Origin of the sequence: Actinospica durhamensis (assembly GCF_018139695.1) — a bacterium.
GTDB lineage: Bacteria > Actinomycetota > Actinomycetes > Streptomycetales > Catenulisporaceae > Actinospica > Actinospica durhamensis.
The window spans coordinates 23,101-46,289 of record NZ_JAGSOG010000027.1 but is presented as its reverse complement, the minus strand read 5'-3'; the positions used below and the strand labels follow the sequence as shown (position 1 = coordinate 46,289).

The 23,189-nt window shown below is 70.7% G+C and carries 19 protein-coding genes; 11 read left to right on the top strand and 8 right to left on the bottom strand.

Annotated features, from left to right (window positions below; translation table 11 throughout):
• The first annotated feature begins 5 nt into the window (after positions 1–5).
• The 5 genes from KDL01_RS08625 (at position 6) to KDL01_RS08605 (ending at position 6,154) form a co-directional block, all read left to right on the top strand.
• Positions 6–842 (top strand): amidohydrolase family protein, encoded by an 837-nt coding sequence (locus KDL01_RS08625; RefSeq protein ID WP_212527847.1) that lies wholly within the window; start codon positions 6–8, stop codon positions 840–842.
• A 65-nt stretch (positions 843–907) separates the two neighbouring features.
• Positions 908–2,440, top strand: a complete 1,533-nt coding sequence (locus KDL01_RS08620; RefSeq protein WP_212527846.1) for an acyl-CoA synthetase — start codon at positions 908–910, stop codon at positions 2,438–2,440.
• A gap of 25 nt (positions 2,441–2,465) precedes the next feature.
• The gene (locus KDL01_RS08615; protein WP_281415314.1) at positions 2,466–2,921 is read left to right on the top strand and encodes a MaoC family dehydratase; all 456 of its coding nucleotides are present in this window, start codon (positions 2,466–2,468) and stop codon (positions 2,919–2,921) included.
• A 36-nt stretch (positions 2,922–2,957) separates the two neighbouring features.
• Positions 2,958–4,577: an MFS transporter gene (locus tag KDL01_RS08610; protein WP_212527845.1), complete on the top strand. Its 1,620-nt coding sequence runs from the start codon at positions 2,958–2,960 to the stop codon at positions 4,575–4,577.
• A 206-nt stretch (positions 4,578–4,783) separates the two neighbouring features.
• A complete protein-coding gene (locus KDL01_RS08605; RefSeq protein WP_212527844.1) occupies positions 4,784–6,154 on the top strand; it encodes an alpha/beta fold hydrolase in 1,371 nt (456 codons plus the stop codon).
• 91 nt (positions 6,155–6,245) lie between these two features.
• On the opposite strand, the gene KDL01_RS08600 is transcribed toward KDL01_RS08605, so the two are convergent.
• The 3 genes from KDL01_RS08600 to KDL01_RS08590 form a co-directional block, all read right to left on the bottom strand.
• A complete protein-coding gene (locus KDL01_RS08600; RefSeq protein WP_212527843.1) occupies positions 6,246–6,659 on the bottom strand; it encodes a VOC family protein in 414 nt (137 codons plus the stop codon).
• 198 nt (positions 6,660–6,857) lie between these two features.
• Positions 6,858–8,345 carry an arabinofuranosidase catalytic domain-containing protein gene (locus KDL01_RS08595; RefSeq protein WP_438801953.1) on the bottom strand — a complete coding sequence of 496 codons (1,488 nt, stop codon included), beginning with the start codon at positions 8,343–8,345 and terminating at the stop codon, positions 6,858–6,860.
• Positions 8,346–8,629: 284 nt separating this feature from the next.
• Positions 8,630–9,658, bottom strand: a complete 1,029-nt coding sequence (locus tag KDL01_RS08590; protein ID WP_212527842.1) for a substrate-binding domain-containing protein — start codon at positions 9,656–9,658, stop codon at positions 8,630–8,632.
• A gap of 156 nt (positions 9,659–9,814) precedes the next feature.
• Between KDL01_RS08590 and KDL01_RS08585 the strand changes: the two genes are divergently transcribed.
• On the top strand, positions 9,815–10,483 hold the full coding sequence (locus KDL01_RS08585) for a ThuA domain-containing protein (RefSeq protein WP_212527841.1): 669 nt from the start codon (positions 9,815–9,817) through the stop codon (positions 10,481–10,483).
• 61 nt (positions 10,484–10,544) lie between these two features.
• Here KDL01_RS08585 and KDL01_RS08580 read toward each other — a convergent pair whose 3' ends face one another.
• Positions 10,545–10,937 (bottom strand): MerR family transcriptional regulator, encoded by a 393-nt coding sequence (locus tag KDL01_RS08580; protein WP_212527840.1) that lies wholly within the window; start codon positions 10,935–10,937, stop codon positions 10,545–10,547.
• Positions 10,938–11,011: 74 nt separating this feature from the next.
• Here KDL01_RS08580 and KDL01_RS08575 point away from each other — a divergent pair, with 74 nt between their 5' ends.
• Positions 11,012–12,040, top strand: a complete 1,029-nt coding sequence (locus KDL01_RS08575; protein WP_212527839.1) for an aldo/keto reductase — start codon at positions 11,012–11,014, stop codon at positions 12,038–12,040.
• Positions 12,041–12,068: 28 nt separating this feature from the next.
• Here KDL01_RS08575 and KDL01_RS08570 read toward each other — a convergent pair whose 3' ends face one another.
• From KDL01_RS08570 to KDL01_RS08555, 4 genes are all read right to left on the bottom strand, one after another.
• Positions 12,069–13,043, bottom strand: coding sequence for an NAD(P)-dependent oxidoreductase (locus KDL01_RS08570; RefSeq protein WP_212527838.1), 975 nt, complete (start codon positions 13,041–13,043; stop codon positions 12,069–12,071).
• Positions 13,044–13,053: 10 nt separating this feature from the next.
• Entirely contained in the window at positions 13,054–13,872 is an 819-nt protein-coding gene (locus tag KDL01_RS08565; RefSeq protein ID WP_212527837.1) for an SDR family oxidoreductase, read from the bottom strand.
• 137 nt (positions 13,873–14,009) lie between these two features.
• Entirely contained in the window at positions 14,010–15,374 is a 1,365-nt protein-coding gene (locus KDL01_RS08560; RefSeq protein WP_212527836.1) for an NAD(P)/FAD-dependent oxidoreductase, read from the bottom strand.
• A 9-nt stretch (positions 15,375–15,383) separates the two neighbouring features.
• Positions 15,384–16,979: a GMC oxidoreductase gene (locus tag KDL01_RS08555; protein WP_212527835.1), complete on the bottom strand. Its 1,596-nt coding sequence runs from the start codon at positions 16,977–16,979 to the stop codon at positions 15,384–15,386.
• A gap of 245 nt (positions 16,980–17,224) precedes the next feature.
• On the opposite strand from KDL01_RS08555, the gene KDL01_RS08550 reads away from it, so the two are divergent.
• Genes KDL01_RS08550 through cydC form a run of 4 tightly spaced genes read left to right on the top strand, consistent with a single transcriptional unit; the run spans position 17,225 to position 23,128 of the window.
• A complete protein-coding gene (locus KDL01_RS08550) occupies positions 17,225–18,610 on the top strand; it encodes a cytochrome ubiquinol oxidase subunit I (RefSeq protein WP_212527834.1) in 1,386 nt (461 codons plus the stop codon).
• A gap of 24 nt (positions 18,611–18,634) precedes the next feature.
• Positions 18,635–19,651 (top strand): cytochrome d ubiquinol oxidase subunit II, encoded by a 1,017-nt coding sequence (gene cydB / locus KDL01_RS08545; protein WP_212527833.1) that lies wholly within the window; start codon positions 18,635–18,637, stop codon positions 19,649–19,651.
• A gap of 19 nt (positions 19,652–19,670) precedes the next feature.
• Positions 19,671–21,362 carry a thiol reductant ABC exporter subunit CydD gene (gene cydD, locus KDL01_RS08540; RefSeq protein WP_212527832.1) on the top strand — a complete coding sequence of 564 codons (1,692 nt, stop codon included), beginning with the start codon at positions 19,671–19,673 and terminating at the stop codon, positions 21,360–21,362.
• Positions 21,363–21,397: 35 nt separating this feature from the next.
• Positions 21,398–23,128: a thiol reductant ABC exporter subunit CydC gene (cydC, locus tag KDL01_RS08535; RefSeq protein ID WP_212527831.1), complete on the top strand. Its 1,731-nt coding sequence runs from the start codon at positions 21,398–21,400 to the stop codon at positions 23,126–23,128.
• The last annotated feature ends 61 nt before the right edge of the window (positions 23,129–23,189 follow it).

Genomic DNA, 23,189 nt, shown 5'->3' with positions numbered 1-23,189 from the left:
TCGACATGCACACCCACGCCGAGGTCTCGAACTCGGGCTCCGGCTCGCTCTCGCGCGAACTGGAGGAGGCTTCGAGCACGTACTTCAAGGTGGACGGCGCACACCGTAAGCCGACCTTGGACGAGATCGGCGCGTACTACCGCGGTCTGAAGATGGCGGCGGTGGTGTTCACCGTGGACGCCGAGGCCGCAACAGGCGTCCCGGCCGTGCCGAACGAGGAGATCGCCGAGGCGGCGCGCCGCTACCCGGACGCGATCATCCCCTTCGCCTCGATCGACCCGGCCAAGGGCCGAGCGGGGGCGCGCCGGGTGCGCGAACTCGTGGAGCGGCACGGGGTGCGCGGCTTCAAGTTCCACCCGAACGTCCAGGCCTTCTACCCCAACGACCGCGCGGCCTACCCGCTGTACGCGGCGATCGAGGAGTGCGGCGCGATCGCCGTGTTCCACACCGGCCAGACCGGGATCGGCGCCGGCGCGCCGGGCGGCGGCGGGATCCGGCTGAAGTACTCGAACCCGATGTACGTCGACGACGTCGCCGCCGACTTCCCCGGCATGCCGATCATCCTGGCGCACCCCTCGTTCCCCTGGCAGGACGAGGCGCTGGCGGTGGCGACGCACAAGCCGCAGGTCCACATCGACCTGAGCGGCTGGTCGCCGAAGTACTTCCCGCCGCAGCTCGTCCAGTACGCCAATACCTTGCTGAAAGACAAGGTGTTGTTCGGCACCGACTATCCCCTGTTGACTCCGGAGCGGTGGCTGGCAGACTTCGCCAAGCTGCCGATCAAGGACGAGGTGCGCCCCAAGATCCTCAAGGGGAACGCGGCTCGGCTGCTGGGGCTGTAGGAACCCCTGCCTGTCCCAGGACCTCAGCTTCGATCCCGCGACGATGCGCAAAGGAGCCATCGACGATGCGAAACCAGGGCCTCGGCTCGTGGACCGCGCGGCGCGCCCGCAAGAGTCCGCAGGCCACCGCCGTGATCCACCGGGAGCAGCGCCACGGCTATCGGGAGCTGCACGCGCGCACCCTGGGCCGCGCCGCGCAGCTGCACGCGGCTGGACTGAGGCGTGGTGATCGCGTCGCCTACCTGGGTCCGAACCACCCGGCGTATCTGGAGACGCTGTTCGCCGCGGGCATGCTCGGCGCGGTGCTCGTTCCGCTGAACACGCGGTTGGCTACGGCCGAGCTCGCTTACTGTCTGACAGACAGCGGTAGCGCGGTACTGGTATACACCGAGGGCTACGCCGACGCGGCCCGCGCCGCCGCCGCCGAAGTCGAGCATGCGATGCACCTGATTCCCGCCGCGGCGAGCGTGATCGACGAAGCAGAGTTCGACGAACCGGTGGGCCTGGACGACCCCTGCATGATCCTCTACACCTCGGGCACCACCGGACGGCCGAAGGGGGTCGTGCTCAGTCACGGCAACCTGATCTGGAACGCGATCAACGTGGTGGTCGACACCGATCTCGCGCACGACGAGGTGACGCTGGTCAGCGCACCGCTGTTCCACACCGCGGCGCTCGGCATGACCTGCCTGCCCACGCTGCTCAAGGGCGGCACGGTCGTGCTCGAGGAGACCTTCGACGAGCAGCGGGCGTTGGAACTGATCGCCCGCCACGGAGTGACGCTGCTGTTCGGCGTGCCCGCGATGTACCAGCGGCTCGCCGACGCGCCGGGCTTCGCGGACGCGGATCTCGGAAGCATTCGTACGCTGATGTGTGGTGGTGCGCCCGTTCCGCGTACGCTGATCGACCGGTATCTGGCGCGTGGGCTCGGATTCGTCCAGGGCTACGGCCTGACCGAGGCGTCGCCCGGCACGCTGTTGCTCGACGCGCAGCACGCGGTGAGCAAGGCCGGCAGCGCCGGGGTGCCGCACTTCTTCACCGACGTGCGGCTGGTCGGTGCGGGCGCGGACACGGACGCAGCCGCCAGCGGAGACGCGGAAGCGGACGCGGGGGAGCTGCGGGTGCGGGGCCCGAACGTGATGCTCGGGTACTGGGGCCGACCCCAGGAGACCGCGCAGGCGCTGGGCGACGACGGCTGGCTGCGCACCGGCGACCTGGCCGTCGCCGACGCGGACGGCTACGTGCGCATCGTCGACCGGCTCAAGGATCTGATCATCTCCGGCGGGGAGAACATCGCTCCTGCCGAGGTCGAAGAGGTCTTCTACCGGCATCCCGCGGTCGCCGAGTGCGCGGTGATCGGTGTGCCGGACGAGCGTTGGGGCGAGGTCGGCCGGGCCGTCGTCGTCGCGCGGAGCACGCAGGGGCTCGGCGGCGCTGCCGAGGCGGAGGAACTCGCCGCCGAACTGATCGGCTTCGCGGCGCAGCAGCTCGCGAAGTACAAGGTCCCGAAATCAGTGGTCTTCGCCACGGCGCTGCCGCGCAGCGGTGCGGGCAAGGTCCTCAAATCCGTGTTGCGCGAGCAGCACGGCAAGCCATGAACACAGAGAAGCGGGAGTACTTCCCTTGGCACTGATCGCGACCGGCCTCGACGAACTCAGGAACCTGTCCGGAGCCGATCTGGGCGCGACCGACTGGATCCCGGTCACGCAGGAGCGGGTGAACCTGTTCGCCGACGCCACCGACGACCACCAGTGGATCCACACCGACCCTCAGCGCGCGGCCGACGGCCCGTTCGGCGGCCCGATCGCGCACGGATACCTCACCCTCTCGCTGCTCATCCCGCTGTTCAACCGGCTGCTCGAGGTACGCGGCGTGGCGATGAGCATCAACTACGGGCTGGAGAAGGTCCGCTTCCCCAGCCCGGTCAAGGTCGGCGCGAAGATCCGCCTGCTCGGGCGGGTCGAGAGCGTCGAGGACGTGAAGGGCGGGGTGCAGATGGCACTCGCCTTCACCGTCGAATGCGACGGCTCGGCCAAGCCGGCCTGCGTCGCCCAAGCGCTCTACCGGCACTACGCCTAGAGACACCCCCGTCCCTGTTCGGAGTGGAGATTCACCGTGGAATCAGAGCACACCGAAACACCCGGCACACCACCGATATCCTCTTCTGCCGCCCCCTCCGCGCCCGACACCCTCACCGGGTGGACGCTCGCGGCCGCGTGCCTCGCGGTCTGCGTGGCGCAGATCGCGCTGGCGATGCCCGCCACGCTCAACGGCCTGTTCCAGGCCGACCTGCATCCCGTCGGCACCCAGCTGACCTGGATCTCCGACGCGTTCCTGCTTCCCACCGCGGTACTCGAACTCACCTTCGGCGTGCTCGGCGACCTGTTCGGACGTCGCAGGCTCCTGCTCTTCGGCGGCACGTTCATCGTCATCGGCGCGATCGTCTCGGCCACCGCCGGGGCCGTGCACCAGCTGTGGGCCGGGCAGGCGCTGACCGGACTGGGCGCGGCCGCGCTGTTCCCGACCACCTTGGCCGCGATCGCCGCCGGGACGAGCCAAGGCCGTGGCCGCGCCCGCGGCATCGCCTCCTGGTCCGGCGCGCTCGCGGTCGGGGCCATGGCCGCGCCGCTGCTCGGCGGTCTGGCGGGCACCTACGGCAGCTGGCAGGACGCGTTCACCGTCCTGGCGATCCTCGGCGGACTCAGCGTCCTGCTGTCGCTGCGGGCGGCGAACTCGAGCGCGCCGGAAGGCCGCTCGCTGGACTGGGGCGGCCAGATTACGCTCGCGGTGGGCCTGTTCGCGCTGCTCTATGCCGTGATCGACGGCGGCAACGTCGGCTGGTCCGCGCCAGCGGTGATCGGCGGGTTCCTGGCCGCGGCGGTCTTCCTCGGGCTGTTCCTGCTCGCCGAGCACAGGGCGGTGGCACCGATGCTGCGCCTGGACCTGTTCCGCAACCCCGCCTTCGCGGGCGCCGCGGCCGTCGCCCTCGTCGGCATGTTCACCTACCTCGGCACCGCCTACTCCATCAGCATCCGGATGAGCGCGGTGCAGGGACAGAGCTCGCTGCGCACCTCGGTCCCGTTCCTGCTGCTCAACGGGGCGACGCCGTTGCTCGGTCCGGTCATGGTGCGCGCGCTGCAACGCGTCGACCCGCGGCTGCTGCTCGGCGGCTCGCTGGTGCTGATGGCGATCGGGGACTTCTGGCTCGCCGCCCTGCCGGTCTCCGACACCACGATCCCGTCCCTGCTCGGTCCGTTCATCCTGGTCGGCGTCGGCTTCGCCGGCACGCTCAACGCCATCACCGCGGCCGCCGTGAACACCGTGCCGCTGCGCCTGGCCGGCATGGCCAGCGGCGCGACCAGCATGATGCGCGACTTCGGCCAGACCCTCGGCCCGGCCATCATCGGATCCATCGCCCTCGGCCACGCCGCCGCCTCGTTCAGCAGCCGGCTGGCCTCGGCCGGGCTGAGCGCGCAGCAGCTCGGGGCGGTCACCGCGGTGAACCAGGCGGGCGGAACCCTCGCCGTGGTCGCCGTCGGCGGCGCCGAGCCGCACTCGCCCGTCGCCGCGGGCCTGCCCAGCGCCGTCGCCGCCCTCGGCCAGGGCTACAGCATCGGCTTCGTCGTCTGCGGCGTCAGTGCTCTGATCGCAGCCCTCGTCGCCGTGCTGCTCGTGCGCGGCCTGGGCAGCCGCCAGGAGACGCTCGAAGCTGTTCCCGCCGCCCTCGCCGCCTAGGTCGTGTCTTCAAAGGTTCGTCGGGGCCGCGACGCCTGCCACGCACGCTCGCGGCGTTGCCGGACCGTTTACAGACGACCGAGTATGCGCGCGGCCCGGCGCCTTGCGAGCGCACGCGTCAGACGCCGCGGCCTGACCCGACGCCCCTTTGAAGACACTCCCTAGGACAGACCATCCCCGTATCCCCCAGATGAGGGAGAACTCTCATGCACCGAAGCAAGACAAGAATCTTCAGTACAGTCGTATCCGCGTGCGCGCTGGCCTGCGCCGGAGCGACCGGCGCCCAGGCGGCCTCGGCCTCCGACACCGCGACCACCGGCTACAGCGGCACCTTGGCCGACAGCGCCCAGTGGATCGCGCAGGTGCCGGCGAACTGGAACGGCACCGTGGTGCTCTTCAGCCACGGCTTCGGACCGCTCGCGGCCCAGGACGCCCCGTCCGCGGGCAGCGCCGTGCAGCTGCTCGCCCAGGGCTACGCGCTCGTCGGTTCCTCCTATGACGAGAACGGCTCGTGGTGGGCGCTCGACACCGCCGCCGCCGACCAGTTCCAAACGCTCGACGCCTTCCTGCAGGCGAGCGGCCTGCGCCCGCACCGTACCCTCGCCGTCGGCGTGTCCATGGGCGGACTGATCAATAGCCTGATCGACCAGCAGGCGAACGGGCGGGTTCAGGGCGCGGTCACCTTCTGTGGCCTGGTCGCCGGCGGCACCGACCTCAACGACTTCCAGCTCAACGCCGAGTACGCGATGACCGAGCTGCTGCCGGGCGCGTCAGGCGTGCGGATCCGCGACTACGCGTCGATGGCCGACGGCAGTGCGGCCGGTACGCAGCTGAGTGACGCCGTCACGGCCGCCCAGTCCACCGCGGCCGGCCGCGCCCGCGTCGCGCTCGCCGCCGCGCTGCTCAACGAGTCGGACTGGACGACGAGCGCGACCCCGCCCGCCGCGCAGGACTATGCGGGTCAGGAGGTCCAGGAAGAGCAGATGCTCACCAGCGGCCAACTGCCCTTCATCGAGTCCGGCCGGTACATGATCTCGCTGGCCGAGGGCGGCGACAGCGGCTCCAACATCGGTGTCGACTACGGTGCCCTGATCCGCGCTTCGCCCTACTACGCGCAGATCAAGGCCCTGTACCGGGCCTCGGGCCTCGACCTCGACGCCGACCTTGCCACGCTCGACCACCACGAGACCTACGCGTCCGAGGGCGACTCGCTCGCCCGCACCCGCGCCACGTCGGACAACACCGGCCGCCTCCAGGTCCCGGAACTCGACGTGCACACGGTCTCCGACCAGCTCGCGCCGGTCCAGTTCGAGGCCACCTACGCCCAGCGCGTCGCCCGGGCCGGCGACTCCGGCCTGCTGCGCCAGACGTACGTGAACGCCGTCGGCCACTGCGACTTCACCGACGCCGACTACGTCGCCGCCATCGACGCGATGAACACGGTGGTCGCGCAGCGTCAGTGGACTTCGGGAGTGACGGTCGCGGGCCTCAACCGCGCGGCCGACGCGCTCGACCCGACCCTCGGCGGCGGAGACTTCACCGCCTACCGGAACACTCCGCTGGACGTACAGAACTGAGCGAAGACCTGAGTGAGCGCTCACACTCGGGCCGGGCGGGCCTTCACCCAAGGCCCGCCCGGCATCAGGCGCCCGCCGGATCGCAGCCTGATCAGCTCTCGGTGCCCCCGCCTCGGCGCGGCTGACGCAGTTCGACGCGGTTGCCGTCGGGATCGAGGGCCGTGAGCAGGATGCCGAAGGGATAGGGCGTCGGACCGTCCTGGACGAAGCTCACCCCTCGTGACCGGAACGCCTCGAAGTCCTTGGCCAGGTCGTCGGACTCGAGGAAGACCGAGCCGGGCACCACGCCCGGCCGCGCCGCATCGGCCTCGGGACGCTGCTGCCCGGGACCGCTCGGCCACAGGATGATCTCCACCGACGCGTCGCCGGGCGCGACCGTCAGGAAGCGTCCGTCGGCACCGGTGTAGTCGATCCGCTTACTCAGCCCCAGCTTCTCGGTGTAGAACTCCAGCGCCCTGTCCTGGTCGCTGACATAGACGGTCACGTACATCAGGCTCTTCAACATGGTGCTTTCCCCACTCGTCCGCGTGTCTGTCGATGGCGGCGCCATGGACCGGGGTCCGCGGCGCTCACCCCCTATGACGTGAGGAATCGGGAAAGGTAACAGGAGGCGCGAGCGTCCGCCAGGTACGCCTCCTGCCGCCCCGGCGCAGCGTGGCGGGACGGCAGGAGGTGGTGAGCCGGTGTCGCTGGATTCAGGACGTCAGCTCAGCGACCACTGCTGGTTGGTTCCGCCCCAGCAGGTGTAGAGCTGGATGAGTGTGCCGTTGGCGGTGGCGCCGCCTTCGACGTCGAGGCAGAGGCCTGATTGGGCTCCGGTGATGGTGCCGTTGGAGTTGATGTTCCACTGCTGGTTGGCCTGGCCGTTGCAGGGCCAGATGTCGACCTTGGTGCCGTTGGTGGTGCCGTTGCCGTAGGCGTCGAGGCAGTCGGTGGTGCCGCTGTCGGTGACGGTCAACTGCCCGGAGGAGGTGTGGGTCCAGGTCTGGTTGGCTCCGCCCCAGCAGTCGTAGATCTGCACCCGGGTGCCGCCGGTGGTGCTGGCGTTCGGGTCGTCCAGGCACCGGCCTGAGGCGGTCGCGTGGATCTCGCCGGTGGTGCCGCCACCACCGCCGGTCGTGCCGCCGGCGCCGTATCCGGCCGCGACGATGTTGGCTTGGACGGCGGCTTCGGTGGAGGCCGAGGCGTAGCCGGTGGTCATGACGCCCTCGTAGAAGGTGCCGTCGACTCCGTCGCTGTTGTCGCCGCCGATGCCCAGGATGATCGCGCCCTGCTTGTGCATGGGGTTGTAGCCGGACACGTTGGGCCTGGTGCCGCTGTAGTCGGTGGCCAGGGTGCCGGACTGGGCGTTGCCGCCGAGGATGTCCCATTGGTTGGCGCCGCCTTCGACCATGGCGGTGGTGTAGCGGTAGTTCGTCGTGGGGTCGTTGGCGTTGTAGCCGGCGTTGGCTCCGGAGTACAGGCCGTTCTCCATGTCGGCCATGATCCACGGGCCGTTGCCTGCGCCGTAGCCCCAGACCTTGATGTTGCCGAAGTAGATGGCCTCCATGGTGCCGTTGCCGTCATCGTTGTTGTTCGTCTCGGCGTTGCCGTAGTCGAAGCAGCAGCCGCCGTTGTAGTCCTGGCCGTCGAGGACCGCGTACTCGGACTCGGGGTTGTCGCCGGTGGCGATGCCGTTGGTGGCGTCGTCGCGGTAGCCGGTGCCCGGGATGATCGCGACTCCGTACGCCTCGTGGCCGTCGAGGGTGGTGGGGGCGGCGTTGGCCACCGCGAGCTTGTCCGGGCCGGGCTGTGCGCCGCCGGCCGGGGCGTCGGTGAGGTTGTTGCCGCGCCCGGACTGGTCGTAGATCTCTGTGATCACGCAGCTCGTGCCGGCGCAGAAGGAGTCCTGCGCGGCGGCGTTGGCGTACCCGCCGGCCGAGGTGACGCCGATGTTCAGGGTCGTGTTGTCCGAGGCGCGCCGCACCTGGTAGAGATTCCCGCTGTAGGACGCGTACAGCGCCCGGGTGGTCGAGTGCGCCGCCACGCACGGCGTGCCGGCGGATGCGTAGATGTCGCACGGGCCCTGCGACGCGGCCTGGGCCGGGCCGGCCGTGATCGTGTAGCCGGTCAGCGCCGCTACGGCGAGGGCCGTGGCGGCGGTCAGCCGGCCGAGCGTGCGCAGTCGGCCGGGCCGCTGCGCCCGCCCGATCCGGGCTGCGGTGGAGTGGAACGGAAGTCGTCTCACCGGTTGCCTTCCTGGTAGTTCGGCGAGTGAAATTGTTAGCGTTAACAACTCGGCTTCGCGGGTGGGCCGGAAACCGAGGAAGACCCCGGGGGTGTCGCGAGGGGAGACGGTGCACCCACGCGCCGAGAGCTGTCAAGAAATGCGGAGTCGAGGCGGGCGGACGAAGCCGGTTCGAGAGCGTGGCAAGCATGCTGCGATGCGCGGCGCGCGGGTCAGGGCCCTTCATGAAATTTTCATCGGAGCGGGTGTCACCGGGCGCGGGTGCTCCCGCGTTCGATCAGCCGGGTCTGCAGTTCGACGCGGGGGACCTGGAGCCGCTCCCCGGCGATCAGGCGCAGCAGGGTGCGAGCGGCCAGTTCGGCCATCTCGCGCACGGGTTGGCGCACGGTGGTCAGGCCCGGGCTGAGCCAGCGCGCTTCGGGAAGGTCGTCGAACCCGACGACGCTCAGATCGCGCGGGATCCGCAGGCCGCGTTCGGCGGCCGCGTCGAAGACGCCGAGCGCCATCCGGTCGGAACAGGCGAAGATCGCGCTCGGCCGGTCCGGCTGGTCGAGCAGCACCCGCGCCGCCGCGGTCGCCTCGGTGCGGCGCCAGTCGCCGTAGCCCACCGCGAGCGTGTCGCCGCCCAACCCGCGGGCGGCGAGCGCCGAGCGGAATCCGTCGACCCGGGCCTGGCTGTACTGGTGCCGCGGGGTGCCCGCGACGACGGCGAACCGCTCGTGCCCCAACGCGATCAGATGCTCCGCGGCCTGCCGTCCACCGGTCCAGTGGCTCGCGCCCACGGTCGGGATCGCGCTGGAGATCGGCTGATGCGGGTCGAGAGCGACGAGCTGGATTCCGGCCGCGGTCAGCCGGCGGTGTTCGGCCGTGGTCGGTGCGACCAGGGCGAGCACCGCGCCCTTGCTGCCCCGGTCGATCAGCCGCTGCACCCAGTCGCGGTCCGCCGGCACGCCCTCCCGGGCCAGCACGACGACCACGTCAAGGCCGGTCTCCGCCGCCGCGCCCTCGATCCCGGAGAGCATGACGTTCGCCCAGGTGCCTTCCACGGCCGAGACGACGAGGTCGAGCAGAGCGGCCGGAGCCGCGAGCGTCACCGGCGTGGCCGGGGTGTAGCCGGCCAGCCGGAGCTGGGCGGCGACGGACTCGCGGACCGAAGGCGAGACGTCGCTGCGGCCGTTAAGCACCTTCGAGACCACCGGCACCGGCACCCCCGCGGCCCGGGCGATCTGAGTGAGCGTCGGGGATCCCGGCGGTCTGCGCCACGCGCGCTGGGTCATGCGCCGAGTATGCCGAGGCCCCTAATTTTTGCGCAACTTTATCCCTCTGTCCTGCCGCCCCCTGCCGAGGTATCGTGCGAAAGCCGACCACGCGCGGAAGGTCCCTTCACGACCGGCCGCCCCGACCTCGAAGTTGCGCAAGTTTTGGAGAGAGTGATGTCCCAGGCCCCCAGGCGGGCGATGGTCGTGCACGGGCGCTGGAAGGGCCATGCTCCGGCCAGGATCATGGGACTGTTCATCGCGTTCCTCCAAGAGCACGGATACGTCGTGGCGGTCTCCAACGACCTCGACGTGTACACCCACGCCACGCTCATGGCCCGGACGGACCTCATCGTGCAGTGCTGGACCACGGACCCGCCCGGCGACGACCAGATCGCCGGACTGCGCGGCGCGGTCGAAGCAGGTGTCGGATTCGTCGGCTGGCACGGCGGCGGCGTCGAGTCCTTCCCCGGCTCTCCGGCGTACCTGCAGCTCACCGGCGCCCGGTTCATCGCCCACCCGGGTGGCCTGCACCCGCATTCGATCCACCTCGTCCCGGCCTCCCGCGATCACGAGATCGTCAGAGACCTGCCACCGGAGATCAAGGTCGAGGACAGGCAGTACTGGGTGCTGTCCGACCCCTACAACGAGGTCCTGGCCACCACGACCATCCCGGCGCGCGCCGGGGATGCGTGGTCGGACCCGATCACCGTCCCCGCGATCTGGACGCGCCGATGGGGAGCGGGCCGCGTCTTCGCGTGCAGCCCCGGCCACCACGTGCCCACGCTCGAGATACCCGAGATCCGCACCATCGTCGAACGCGGAATGCTGTGGGCGAGCCGATGACCCCGCCTACACGAAGAACACGCTCGCCGAGCAGCACCGCTGAGTCGGCGGCGCGCTGTCGTCAGGTGTGCGCAGGGGACAGCGCCGCGCGGTAGTGCTCGATCTTCTCGTGGATCCTGGACCGCTGACGCTCCAGCAGGGCTATCTGGTCGGCGACGCCGCGGTCGTGCTCCTCGAGCAGAGCCAGGCGGTGGGCGAACGTGCCGTCGCCGGCCCGTACCTGCTCGGCGAACTCGCGCATGCGGGCGATCGGCATGCCGGTGTCACGCAGACAGCGCAGGACGCCGAGCCATTCCACGTCCTCCTCGCGGTACCTGCGCTGGCCGCCGACCGCCCGGTGTACGGGCTCGATCAGGCCGATCCGCTCGTAGTAGCGCAGGGTGTCGAGACTGAACCCGGTGAGCTCGACGGTCTCGCCGGGTGAGTGCGTGGGGGTGGAAGTCGAGCTGGACATGACAGCAGCATGTCATAGCCGCGTCCACCAAGGCACTTGACCTGGAGTGCGCTCCAGCTGTGAGCATCGTGCCCATGGAACTCACCGCTCTTGGCGGGCCGGACGGCCCCCGTGTCAGCACCCTGTGTCTCGGAACCCTGCCCTTCGGCGGCTCGCTCGGCGAGGCCGCCTCGTTCGCGATCCTCGACCGCTTCCGCGAGGCGGGCGGCACCTTCCTCGATACGGCGAACTGCTACCCGTTCTGGCGCGAAGGCTGCACCGGGCGCGAAAGCGAGCAGCTGCTCGGCCGCTGGCTCGCCTCGCGCGACGCCCGCGCCGAGATGGTGATCGGCACGAAGCTCGGTGCCCAGCCGATCACCTCGGACCCGGCTTCGGCCAACGGCGCCCTTGCCTGGTCGCGCAACGCCGAGGGCCTGTCGCGGCAGACCGTGGCGGCTGCGGCGCAGGGAAGTCTCGGGCGCCTGGGCATCGAGCGGATCGACGTGCTCTTCGCGCACATCGAGGACCGCAACGTCGAGCTGGCCGAGACCGTGGCGGCCTTCGCCGAGCTGATCGAGCGCGGAATCGTCGGGGTGGCGGGCGTCTCGAACCACCCGACCTCGCGCGTGCGCCAGGCACGCGCCGCGGCCGAGGAGCTCGGTGTACCCGGCTACCGCGTGGTCCAGCAGCGACACAGCTTCCTGCGTCCCAATCCCGGGGCCAGCTTCACCAACCAGGAGGCCGCCGACGACGAGTTGCTCGCCTACGTCGCCGAGCAGCCGGACCTGTCGCTCATGTCGTTCTCCTCGCTCCAGGAAGGATCTTTCGTCCGGGACGATCGCCCCGTCGTCCACCAGTACCAGGGCCCGCAGAACGCGGCTCGGATCCGCGAGCTCCGGCACGTGGCCGCACAGGCGGGCGTGACGCCGAATCAGCTCGCGCTCGCGTGGCTGCTGCGCGGCACGCTGGCCGTCATCCCGGTCCTGGGAGTCACTTCGGTGGCCCAGCTCGACGAGGCGCTCGGCGCGTACGACGTGCCGCTCCAGGCCGTCGAGGAACTGCGGACGCGCTGCGAAGACGCCGAGCGGCCCCTCAGCTCCCCGGTTGGCGCAGCGCGCGGCTAGAACCGACGGCTCGTCGGAAGAGAGCGGCTTAGCGACGCCGCACGAGCGGGTCGACTCCGTTGACGACGTGCTCCAGCGGTTCCCCGCGCACGACGCGTTCGACCGCCGCGCGGATGCCGGCCAGCAGCCGGTCCCGGCTCTGCCGGGTCGTGCCGGCCGCGTGCGGGTGAAGCAGGATCCGGCGGTCGCGCAGCAGGGGACTGTCCGCGGGTAGGGGCTCGGTCTGGAAGACGTCGAAGGCTGCCGCCGCCAGCCCGCCGTCGCGCACCATCCGGGCGAGCGCCTCCTCGTCGACGATGCCGCCCCGGCCGACGTTGACCAGGACCGCATCCTGGGGCAGGCGCCCGAGCAGGTCGCCGGAGAGCAGTCCGCGGGTGTCGTCGACCAGCGGGAGCGCGACGACGAGGACATCGCTGCGGGCGACCAGGTCGGGCAGTTCGAGCCAGGGCACTGTGTCCCGGCGGGTGCGCGACCACTGGGCGAGTTCGCAGCCGAAGGCGGAGAACAGCCGCGCGCAAGCCTGGCCGACGGCGCCGAAGCCGACGATGCCCACGCGCAGGCCGCACAGTTCGCGGGAGCCGCGCCGGACGAGTTCGGGCTGTGGCCACCCGCCTTCGCGCACCTTGTCGTCCGCCGCGACGAACAGCCGCAGGGCACTGATCGCCGCCCCGACACACCACTCCGCGACCGACTGCGTGTTGAACCCCGCCGCGTTCGCCACCGGGATGCCGCGGGCGGTGGCCTCGGAGACGTCGACGGTGTCCACGCCGACGCTGGCCTGGATGACGGCCGCCGTCTTGGGCGCGGCCCGCAGCAGCTGCGGCCCGACCGGGACCGCGCCGCTCCAGCCGCCGAGGATGAGGTCGGCCTCGGCGGCGGCCGCGGCGGCCGCGTCGGTGTCGAGCCGCGCCGGCGCGGTCACCGTCACGGGAAGCCGCTCGAACAGCGGCTCGACCCGGTCGGCGGGAAGTTCCAGGAGGGAGAGCACACGCCACGGTGTCATGGGACGCCGGTCAGCCGCCGGTGGCGAAACCGGGGAACAGGGTCATGCCGCCGTCGACGTACACGGTGGTCCCGACGACGTAGTCCATCAGGTCCGAGGCCAGGAGCGTGACGGCGTTCGCGATGTCGTCGGGCTCGCCGACGCGGCGGTAGGGGATCAGTTCGAGCAGCGACTTCTCCGCGTCCGGAGTCTCCCAGGCGCTGCGGTTGATCGGGGTCTTGATGGCGCCGGGCGCGACGGCGTTGACGCGGATGCCGTGCGGGGCGAGCTCCTGGGCCAGGGTCTGCATCATCATCAGCACGCCGCCCTTGGACGAGGCGTAGTTGACGTGGCCGGCCCACGGGATGATCTGGTGCACGGAGCTCATGCAGACGATCTTGCCGACGCAGCGGGAGACCTCGGGGACCAGGCCGCGGCGCAGGAACTCCTTGGTCGCGGCGCGGGCGCACAGGAACTGGCCGGTGAGGTTGACGTCGATGACCTTCTGCCACTGGGCCATCGTCATGTCGGTGAACGCCGCGTCGCGCTGCAGGCCCGCGTTGGCCACCAGGACGTCGATGGTGCCGAACTCGCTCACCATGTGCGCGAACATCTCATCGACCTGGTCCTCGTTCGCGACGTCGGCCTCGTGGGCGTAGGCGCGCACACCGAAGGACTCGATCTGCTTGACCACGTCCGCGGCGTCCTCGGCGCCCACGACGTAGTTGACCACCACGTCGGCTCCCGCGCGGCCGAGGGCGATCGCGGTGGCCTTGCCGATGCCGGAGTTCGCCCCGGTCACCAGCGCCTTCTGCCCCCGCAGCAGCGGCGGAGTCGTCTCTGTGGTCACAGCGTTCTCCCATCAGTCCGTTGTCGAGATCCCAGCCAACGTAAGTGCCCGCGGCGCGCGGCGCGTTCCGTGTGGGCGAACGGGTGACGCCGGGGGCCGCAAGCAGGGGGCGCGCTGGTGCTGCTCGGCCCGGCGGCTCAGCCGGACTCGCCGCCGGACGCGCCTTCGGACTTCGCGGGCGGATTCGCGGGCGGCGCGTAGATGTCCTTGGACCGGTCGATGGGCTGGGCGATGAACGCCCGTTCCCGGCGCACTTCCCGAGCGAAGGTGTAGACCCAGGTCAGGATGGCGCCGAGGCGGTTGCGGTACCCGGTGAGGAAGGCGATGTGGATGAACAGCCACCCGATCCAGCCCGGCAGCCCGCTCAGCTTCAGCGGTCCCGCGCTCAGCACCGCCTGGCCCCGGGCGATGTAGGCGGCTGAGCCGAGGTCGCGGTAGCGGAACGGCTTCGGCGCGTCCCGGCCCTCGACCAGGAGCCTGACCCGGCGGGCCGCGTAGAAGCCGGTCTGCATGGCCACTTCCGCCACGCCCGGCAGCTTGTCCAGGCTCATCATGTCGCCCACGACGCTGATCTCAGGGTGCTGCGGCACGGTCAGGTCGGGCAGCACCTCGATCCGGCCGGCCCGGTCGCTCTGTGCTCCGCAGGCCTGGGCCAGCCGGCCCGCCATCGCAGGGGCCTGAACTCCGGCGGTCCACAGCACGGTGGCCGCCTCGTAGCGGGTGCTCTGGCCGTCCTTGCCGCGGGCGAGCAGGCCGTGCTCGTCGACCTGGGTGACGACGGCGCCCATGTGCAGTTCGACCCCGAGTTTGCGCAGCGCAGCGGCCGCCTTCGCGGACAGCTTCGGCCCGAACATGGCCAGCGGGCTCTCGCCGCCGTCGAACAGCAGGACTCTGGCTTCCTCAGGGTCGATCGAGCGGTACTCCGCGCGCAGGGTGTGGGTGGCCAGCTCGCGCAGCTGCCCGGCCAGCTCCACGCCGGTCGGGCCGGCGCCGACGAGGGCGAAGGTGAGCCAGCGCCGTCGTTCCTCCGGGTCGACGGCGCTTTCGGCGAGCTCGAACGCGCCGAACACCTTGCGGCGGATCGACAGGGCGTCCGAGAGCGACTTCATGCCCGGGGCCCACTGGGCGAACTCGTCGTGCCCGAAGTAGGACTGGTGCACGCCGCCCGCGACGATCAGATGGTCATAAGGGAAGCTCATCTCCGTACCGCCCGGCCGCCGGGCGAGCACCCGTCGGCCCTCGGTGTCGAAGTCCGCGACCTCGGCCAGGACGAACTCGACGTTGCGGTGACGCTTGAACAGGTCGCGCAGCGACGCGGCGATCTGCCCCTCGGACAGGATCCCGGTGGCGCACTGATAGAGCAGCGGCTGGAACAGGTGGTGGGCGACCCGATCGATCACGGTGACCTGCACCGGGGCCCGGCGCAGGGCGCGGGCGGCGAACAGTCCGGCGAAGCCTCCGCCGATGATCACCACCCGTTGCGGGGTACTGTGCTCGCTCATCCGGCCGCCTCAGCCGAGGCGTTCGGCGATGTGGTCCCCGACGCGCAGCGCGTTGGCGATGGCGGTCAGCGAGGGGTTCACGGCTCCGATGCTCGGGAAGAAGCTCGTGTCCACCACGTAGAGGTTGTCCAGGTCGTGGGCCTTGCAGTTGACGTCGAGAGCCGAGGTCTTCGGGTCCGTGCCGAACCGTACGGTGCCGGCCTGGTGCGCCGTGGCGCCGATCGGCATGGCCTTGTGCAGGTACAGGCTGTGCGGCAGCAGGTGGTGCGGGTGCATGCCGAGGTGCTCGAGCATGCCGTGGAGCTTGTGCTGCAGCCGCTTGACGCCCTCGACGTTGTTCTTCTCGTCGAGGGTCAGGTGGATCGCGCCCTCGCGGTCGAGGGTGACCCGGTTGTCGGGGGCGGGCAGGTCCTCGCCGCACAGCCAGAAGTCGACGGCGTGGTGGGCCATCGTCTCGAAGGGCATGTCGGGCGATGCCAGTCCGGCCCACCGCGGCGCCTCGCCCTTGATCTGCTCGTCGTCGGACTTGCCGAGCATCTGGATCCCGCCGAGCGGATAGTCCCAGTCGTCCGAGCCCAGATACCAGTCGTTGACGGCGAGGGTCTTCTGGAACTGCGTGTCGTTCGGCTCGTCGGAGATCGCCATCAGCGCGAGGTTGTTGTGGCGCATGTAGTGCCGGCCCACGACGTCGGAACTGTTGGCCAGCCCGCCCGGGTGCTGGTCGCCGACCGAGCGCAGCAGCAGCGCGGCCGAGTTCACCGCGCCGCAGGCGACCACCACGATGTCGCCGTGGAAGTCGGCCGTGGTGCCGTCCGCCAGTTCGGTGAACACCTTCGTCACGGTACGCCCGCTCGGGTCCGTGTGCAGCTTCCTGACGTTCGCGCCGGTGATCATCCGCACGTTCTCGTGCTTGAGCGCCGGATCCACGCAGATGACCTGCGAGTCGGACTTGGCCGACATGAGGCAGGGGAATCCGTCCACCCGGTTGCACCGGATGCACACGCTCTCGTGCGTGGCCCGGCCGTTTTTGTCCTGGGTGAGATTGACCCCGATGGGCAGGTGGAACGGGTGCAGGCCCTGCTTTTCCAGGTCGTCGCTCAGCTGCTGGATCCGCGGTTCGTGCTCGACCGGTGGGAAGGCGTACGGCGCGCTCGCCTGGCCTTCGGTCGGGTCCTCGCCGTGCCGGCCGTGCACGAGATAGAGGTGCTCGGCCTGGGTGTAGTACGGCTCGAGGTCCTGGTAGCCGATCGGCCAGGCCGGCGAGATGCCGCCGTGGTGGCGCAGTTCGCCGAAGTCCTCAGGGCGCAGCCGGAAGAGGGCGGCGCCGTAGAACTTGGTGTTGCCGCCGACGTAGTAGTTGACCTCCGGCTGGAACTCGTCGCCCTGCTTGTCGTACCACTGCTCGGCGGCCAGGTACTTGCCCCTGACGAAGACGGCGCTCGACTCCCAGTTGTCGCGCTCCCTGGGCAGGTAGTCGCCGCGTTCCAGGATCAGGATCTTCTTCCCGGTGGGCGCCAGCCGGTGGGCGATCGTGCCGCCGCCGGCCCCGGTGCCGATGATGATCACGTCGTAGTGCTGGTCCTCGCTCACGTCAGTCCTCTGCATCGTCGGATCCGCCGGAACGCAACGGCGGGGGTTGCCGGGCCCTCACGACGATGGTGGCCCAGCGCAGCGCGGGCCGCCCGTCCACGGTGCCCGTGCGCCCGGGCGCGTCTGGGCCGTCAGAGTGATCCCCGGGCCCGCGGCGTCACCCGGCGGCGTGGCTGCTCGTCCGGATGGCCGCCACCCGTGTAGATCAGTCCCACGGCAAGCGTTTGGGCCCGACATGTCTCACGTGAGCGGAATCCAGCATGAACCAGCTCGACCTCGCGCGGCTCCAGTTCGCGATGACCTCGATCTACCACTTCCTGTTCGTGCCGGTGACCATCGGTCTTGGATTCCTGACCGCCGTGCTGCAGACCGCCTGGCACCGCACCGGCCGGCCGGACTATCTGCGGCTGACCAGGTTCTTCGGCACGCTGATGGTGATCAGCGTGGCGGTCGGCGTGGTGACCGGTCTCGTGCAGGAGTTCCAGTTCGGCATGGACTGGTCGCAGTACTCGCGCACGGTCGGCGACGTCTTCGGCGCGCCGCTGGCGATGGAGGGCCTGGCCGCGTTCTTCCTCGAGTCCACCTTCCTCGGACTGTGGCTGTTCGGCTGGGAGAAGCTGCCGCGCCGGGTGCACCTGGCGACGATCTGGGCGGTGGTGTTCGGCAGTGTGCTCTCCGCGCTGTTCATCCTGGCGGCCAACTCCTGGATGCAGCACCCGGTCGGCTACCAGATCAACTCCTCCACCGGCCGCCCACAGCTCAACGACGTGTGGGCGCTGTTCACCAACCCGGTCTTCCTGGCCGGCTATCTCCACGTACTGCTCGCCGCGCTGGTCACCGGTGCGACGGTGATGCTCGCGGTCGCCGCCTGGCAGCTGCGCAAGGGCGCGGACCCCGAGGTCTTCCGTCCGGCCGCCCAGCTTTCGCTCGTGGTGATCGTGCCCGCGCTGCTGTTCGCGATGCTGGTCGGCAGCGAGCTCGGCGTGATCGAGGGCAAGTACCAGCCGATGAAGATCGCCGGCGCCGAGGCCCAGTGGTCCACCTGCCAGCCCTGCTCGTTCTCGGTGTTCCAGGTCGGTGGCGGGAACAAGGACGAGAATCCGACGAAGATCTTCGAGATCCCGCACCTGCTCTCGCTGCTGGCCACCAACCACTGGAACGGCAAGGTGCTGGGTCTCAACGACGTGAACACCCAGTACCAGCAGCAGTTCGGGCCGGGCTACTACGTGCCCAACATCTTCATCCAGTACTGGTCGATGCGGGTGATGGCCTACCTGGCCAGCCTACTGCTGCTGATCGGAGCGGCCGGGCTGTTCCTGATGTACCGCAAACGCCTGGCCCGGGCGCGCTGGTTCCTGGTCGTGGCCACGTGGGCGGCGATCCTGCCGTTCCTGATCAACACCGCCGGCTGGCTGCTGACCGAGAACGGACGCCAGCCCTGGATCGTGCAGGGCCTGCAGCTCACCGCCCACGGCGTCTCGCCCTCGATCGACACGACCACCGTCGCCATCAGCATCATCGCGTTCTTCGTGATCTACGCGGCACTCGCCGTGGTCGCGGCCGTACTGATGGCGCGTTATTCCCGCAAGCAACTGGCACCCCCGCCGACCGAGCACGCAGCGCCCGTGCCCGCGGTCACTTATTAACAGTCTGGATCATCAGGGGTTCCCATGGGTTTCGCCGTCTTCTGGTTCATCGTCACCGCCGTCCTGTGGACGGGCTTCTTCGTGCTGGAGGGGTTCGACCTCGGCGTGGGCATGCTGCACGCCGTGGTGTCCAGGGACGAGGCCGACCGGCGCGCCGCGATCAACACGATCGGCCCGCTCTGGGACGGCAACGAGGTCTGGCTCATCGTGGCCGCGGCGGCCATGTTCGCCGCGTTCCCCGACTGGTACGCCACCATGTTCTCGGGGTTCTACCTGGTCATGGTGATGCTGCTGGCCGGTCTGATCATCCGCGGGGTCTCCTTCGAGTTCCGCGGCAAGCTCGGCCACGAGCGCTGGCGGAGCACCTGGGACGTGCTGATGACGGCCGGCAGCATCCTGGTCCCGTTCCTGATCGGGCTCGTGCTCGCCGACCTCGTGCACGGGGTGCCGATCGGGTCGGACCACGAGTACATCGGGAATCTGGGCGACCTGTTCACCGGCTATTCGGTGTTCGCCGGCATCACGATCGTGCTGCTGTGCGTGACGCACGGCGCGACGTTCCTGGCGCTCAAGACCACCGACCACGTGCGCGCCCGGGCCCACCACATCGGCCGCACCGTCGCGCCGATCACCGCGCTCGCCGTGACCGCGTTCGTCGCCTGGACGCACGCGTCCTCCGGCAAGGGCGTGCTGATCAACTTCTGGGAGTTGGCCGCGGTGCTGGCCGCCATCGCCGCCGCCGTGCTGCTCTACCACCGCAACGAAGGCTGGTCGTTCACTGCCACCTCGGTCGCGATGGCCTCCACCGTCATCTCGGTGTTCGTCGAGCTCTACCCGAACGTCATGGTCTCGAGCACCAACCACGCCTACAACCTCACCGTGCAGGGCAGCGCCTCGGGAGACTACGCGCTCAAGGTCTTGACCGTGATCGCCGCGGTGCTCCTTCCGGTCGTGCTGCTGTACCAGGCCTGGACCTACCACGTCTTCCACGCGCGCGTCTCCTCGGCGCAGTTCCAGGGCCTTGATGCCGGCGGGCACTGAGGCGGCAGGGCGACGGCCGATGAAGCCCCTCGATCCGCGGCTGCTGCGCCATGCCGCCGCGGCGCGCCGACAGCTGTGCGTCGCGGGAGCGATCGGCGTGGCCGGCGCGGTGCTGACCGTGACGCAGGCCTTCGCGCTCGCCGACCTGGTCACCCGACCGCTGCAGGCTTCCGGCGCCGTGCGCCTGCGTGGCCCGTTCATCGTCCTTGCCGCAGTCCTGGCAGCGCGCACCGTGCTCGCCTGGGCCGGAGAGGCGAGCGCCTACCGGGCGGCGAGCGCCGTCAAATCGCAGCTGCGCAGGGCCCTGTTTCGCCGGGTACTCGAAGTCGGCCCGGTGCGCCAGGACACCGGTTCGGACGGCGATCTCGCGACCCTCGCCACGCGCGGCACCGACGCGCTCGACGGCTACTTCTCCCGCTTCCTGCCCGCACTGATCACGGCCGTGGTCACCCCGCCCGCCGTCCTGACCGTGCTCGCGACGCAGGACCCCCTGTCCGCGGTGATCGTCCTCGTCACGCTGCCGCTCGTCCCCGTCTTCGGCTTCCTGCTCGGCTCGGCGGCGGCACGGCGCAACCGGGAGCAGTGGAGCACTTTGACGACGCTGGCCGGCCATTTCCTCGACGTGGTGGAGGGGCTGACGACCCTGCTGGTGGTGCGCCGGGCCACCGTCCAGGTCGCGGCGATCAGGCGGGCCGCCGACGAGCACCGACGCGCGACCATGGCCACCTTGCGCCTGGCGTTTCTTTCTTCGGCCGTGCTCGAATTCCTCACCACGATCTGCGTGGCCCTGGTGGCGGTCGCCATCGGCCTGCGGCTGCTGTCGGGACGGATGGACCTGCGCACGGGGCTGCTCGTGCTCATCCTCACTCCCGAGGTGTACTGGCCGTTGCGGCAGGTCGCGGCACAGTTCCACGCGAGCGGAGAAGGCCTCGCGGCCGCGGGACGGCTGACGCAGATCCTCGACACCCCCGCACCCGCACCCGCGCGCGGTGCCGGTCTGCCCGTGCCGGATCTGACTCGCGCGAGCCTGCGTATCGAAGGACTCAGCGTCGACTACGGCCGGGCGCGTCCCGCACTCGCCACACTCGACCTGCGGGTGACCCCCGGTGAGCACCTCGGCGTGGCCGGGCCGAGCGGCAGCGGCAAATCCACCCTGCTCGCCGTACTGCTCGGGTTCGCCACGCCGAGTCAGGGCAGAGTGCTGATCGAGACGGCTGACGGCGTCTCCGGCCTCATCGACCTCGCCGACCTCGCAGACCTCGATCTGGACGCCTGGCGATCCCAGATCGCGTGGGTACCGCAGCGTCCTTGGTTCGCCGCGCGCAGCATCGCGGAGAACCTGCGCATCGCGCGCCCCGACGCCTCGGACGAAGAGCTGGACCAAGCGCTGCGCTCGGCGGACGCGGACCGCTTCGTCGCGGCGCTGCCCGGCGGAACGTCCTTCGTGCTCGGCGAGGACGGCGCGCCCCTGTCCGCCGGGCAGAGACAGCGCATCGCGCTGGCCCGCGCTTTTCTGCGTGACGCCGCGCTCGTGCTGCTCGACGAGCCGACCGCGCATCTGGACCCTGACAGTGAGCAGGTGGTGGCCGGGGCGGTCCGCCGGCTGGCACGCGGACGCACCGTGATCGCCGTCGCGCACCGGCCCGCTCTGCTCGCCGACGCCGACCGCGTCATCGACCTCGGGCTCGTGACCGCGGGGGCCGTCGGGTGAGCCCCGGGACTCGCGTGAGGGGCACGGGGCCTCGGATGCCGCCGTGGACGCTGATGCGGGCGGCCCGCACCGCGCGCCCCGCGGCCTCGCGCCTCGTGCTCGGCGCGCTGGCCGGCGCGGGCGCCCTGGCCTCCGGCTGCGCGCTGACGGCGACCGCGGCCTGGCTGATCGTCCGCGCTTCCCAACGTCCTGAGGAGACGGCGCTCGCCTTCGCCATCGTCGGCGTGCGGCTGTTCGGGATCACCCGGCCGCTGCTGCGCTATCTCGAACGCCTGGTGTGCCACGACGCCGCGCTGCGGATGCTCGGCGAACTGCGTGCGACGGTGTACGAGCACGTCATCCCGCTGGCGCCGGCGCGGCTGCACGCGTATCGGCGCGGGGAACTGCTGGCCGGCCTGGTCGCCGACGTCGACGCCGTCCAGGACCTGTGGCTGCGCGTGGCGGAACCGGTCGCGGTCGCCGCGCTCGTCTCCGTGTTCTGTACCAGCCTGGCCGCGTGGCTCCTGCCCGCCGGTGCGGCGGTCCTCGCGGTCGGCCTCGCGTGCGCCGGGGTCATCGCCCCACTGGCCGCCGCGGCCTGTTCGCGCCGGGCGCAGGAGCGGCTGGCGCCCGCACGTGCGGCGCTGACCACGGCGACGCTCGATCTGCTGCGGGGCGCCCCCGATCTGATCGCCGCCGGCGCCGCGCGCGCCGAACTCGACCGCGTCGAAGCACTCGACGACGAACTCGACAAGATCGCCGCGCGCTGTGCGAGCGCGGCCGGAATCGGCTCGGCGCTTGCCGCGATGGGCGCGGGCATCGCGGTCTGGGGCTGCGCCCGGGTCGCGGACTCGGCGCAGCGGGTCGGGCATCTGGCCGGCCCCACGCTCGCCGTCGTGGTCCTGCTCCCACTCGCCGCGTTCGAAGCCCTCGCGCCGCTCCCGGGCGCCGCCGTGCTTCTCGCCCACGTGCGCAGCGCCGCGGCCCGGCTGTTCGCACTGCTCGACGAGCAGCCGGCCGTGGCGCAGGCCGCGATCACGCAGCCTCTGCCACAGGGGCCTTATACGCTCGCGCTGCGTGACGTGCGCGCCCGCTGGAGCGCGGCCGGTCCGCTCGTGCTCGACGGCGTGGACCTGGTCCTCGAACCCGGCCGACGCGTGGCCGTCACCGGCGCTTCGGGCTGCGGGAAGTCCACCCTCGGCGCACTGCTCCTGCGCTTTCTCGACCCCTGCGCCGGATCGGTCACGCTCGGCGGCGTCGACCTGCGCATGCTCTGCCAAGACGATGTGCGCCGCGTCATCGGCCACGTGGCCGACGACGCCCACGTATTCGACTCGGACCTGCGCGAGAACCTCCGCCTGGCGCGCCCGGACGCCGACGACGCCCGCCTCGTCGAAGCGTTGCGCAGGGTCGGTCTCGGCCCGTGGTTCGAGGCACTGCCCGAGGGATTGGCGACCCGGTTGGGACAGCGCGGCGGAGCGCTCTCTGGCGGCGAGCGGCGCAGGCTCGCCCTGGCCCGCGTCCTGTTGGCCGACCAGCCGATCGTGGTCCTGGACGAACCGACCGAAGGCCTCGACCCGGCGTCGGCACAAGCCGTGGTCGCCGAGCTGTTGGACGCGGCCTCGGGACGCACCGTCGTCATGCTCACCCACCGGCCCGAGGGCCTCGATCTGGTCGACGAGATCCTCACGCTCACCGGCTCCGGCCGGCTCCGGCCGGCTCCGGCCGGCCTTCGACCCGCCGATGCCGCCGCGTATCAGGACGCGGTCGCTGCCCGTGCCGCGTGATGAGGGTGTACCTCGGCTCTACTCCGGTTGAGCGATCGGCATACACCCGTTCGCACCAGCC

Coding starts and splice junctions, on each gene's coding strand:
- KDL01_RS08570 (WP_212527838.1), bottom strand. CDS start 13,043: ATGACACCGTGGCGTGTGCTCTCCCTCCTGGAACTTCCCGCCGACCGG.
- KDL01_RS08585 (WP_212527841.1), top strand. CDS start 9,815: ATGTCCCAGGCCCCCAGGCGGGCGATGGTCGTGCACGGGCGCTGGAAG.
- KDL01_RS08620 (WP_212527846.1), top strand. CDS start 908: ATGCGAAACCAGGGCCTCGGCTCGTGGACCGCGCGGCGCGCCCGCAAG.
- KDL01_RS08575 (WP_212527839.1), top strand. CDS start 11,012: ATGGAACTCACCGCTCTTGGCGGGCCGGACGGCCCCCGTGTCAGCACC.
- KDL01_RS08600 (WP_212527843.1), bottom strand. CDS start 6,659: ATGTTGAAGAGCCTGATGTACGTGACCGTCTATGTCAGCGACCAGGAC.
- cydD (WP_212527832.1), top strand. CDS start 19,671: ATGAAGCCCCTCGATCCGCGGCTGCTGCGCCATGCCGCCGCGGCGCGC.
- KDL01_RS08605 (WP_212527844.1), top strand. CDS start 4,784: ATGCACCGAAGCAAGACAAGAATCTTCAGTACAGTCGTATCCGCGTGC.
- KDL01_RS08625 (WP_212527847.1), top strand. CDS start 6: ATGCACACCCACGCCGAGGTCTCGAACTCGGGCTCCGGCTCGCTCTCG.
- cydB (WP_212527833.1), top strand. CDS start 18,635: ATGGGTTTCGCCGTCTTCTGGTTCATCGTCACCGCCGTCCTGTGGACG.
- cydC (WP_212527831.1), top strand. CDS start 21,398: ATGCCGCCGTGGACGCTGATGCGGGCGGCCCGCACCGCGCGCCCCGCG.
- KDL01_RS08550 (WP_212527834.1), top strand. CDS start 17,225: ATGAACCAGCTCGACCTCGCGCGGCTCCAGTTCGCGATGACCTCGATC.
- KDL01_RS08555 (WP_212527835.1), bottom strand. CDS start 16,979: ATGCAGAGGACTGACGTGAGCGAGGACCAGCACTACGACGTGATCATC.
- KDL01_RS08580 (WP_212527840.1), bottom strand. CDS start 10,937: ATGTCCAGCTCGACTTCCACCCCCACGCACTCACCCGGCGAGACCGTC.
- KDL01_RS08560 (WP_212527836.1), bottom strand. CDS start 15,374: ATGAGCGAGCACAGTACCCCGCAACGGGTGGTGATCATCGGCGGAGGC.
- KDL01_RS08590 (WP_212527842.1), bottom strand. CDS start 9,658: ATGACCCAGCGCGCGTGGCGCAGACCGCCGGGATCCCCGACGCTCACT.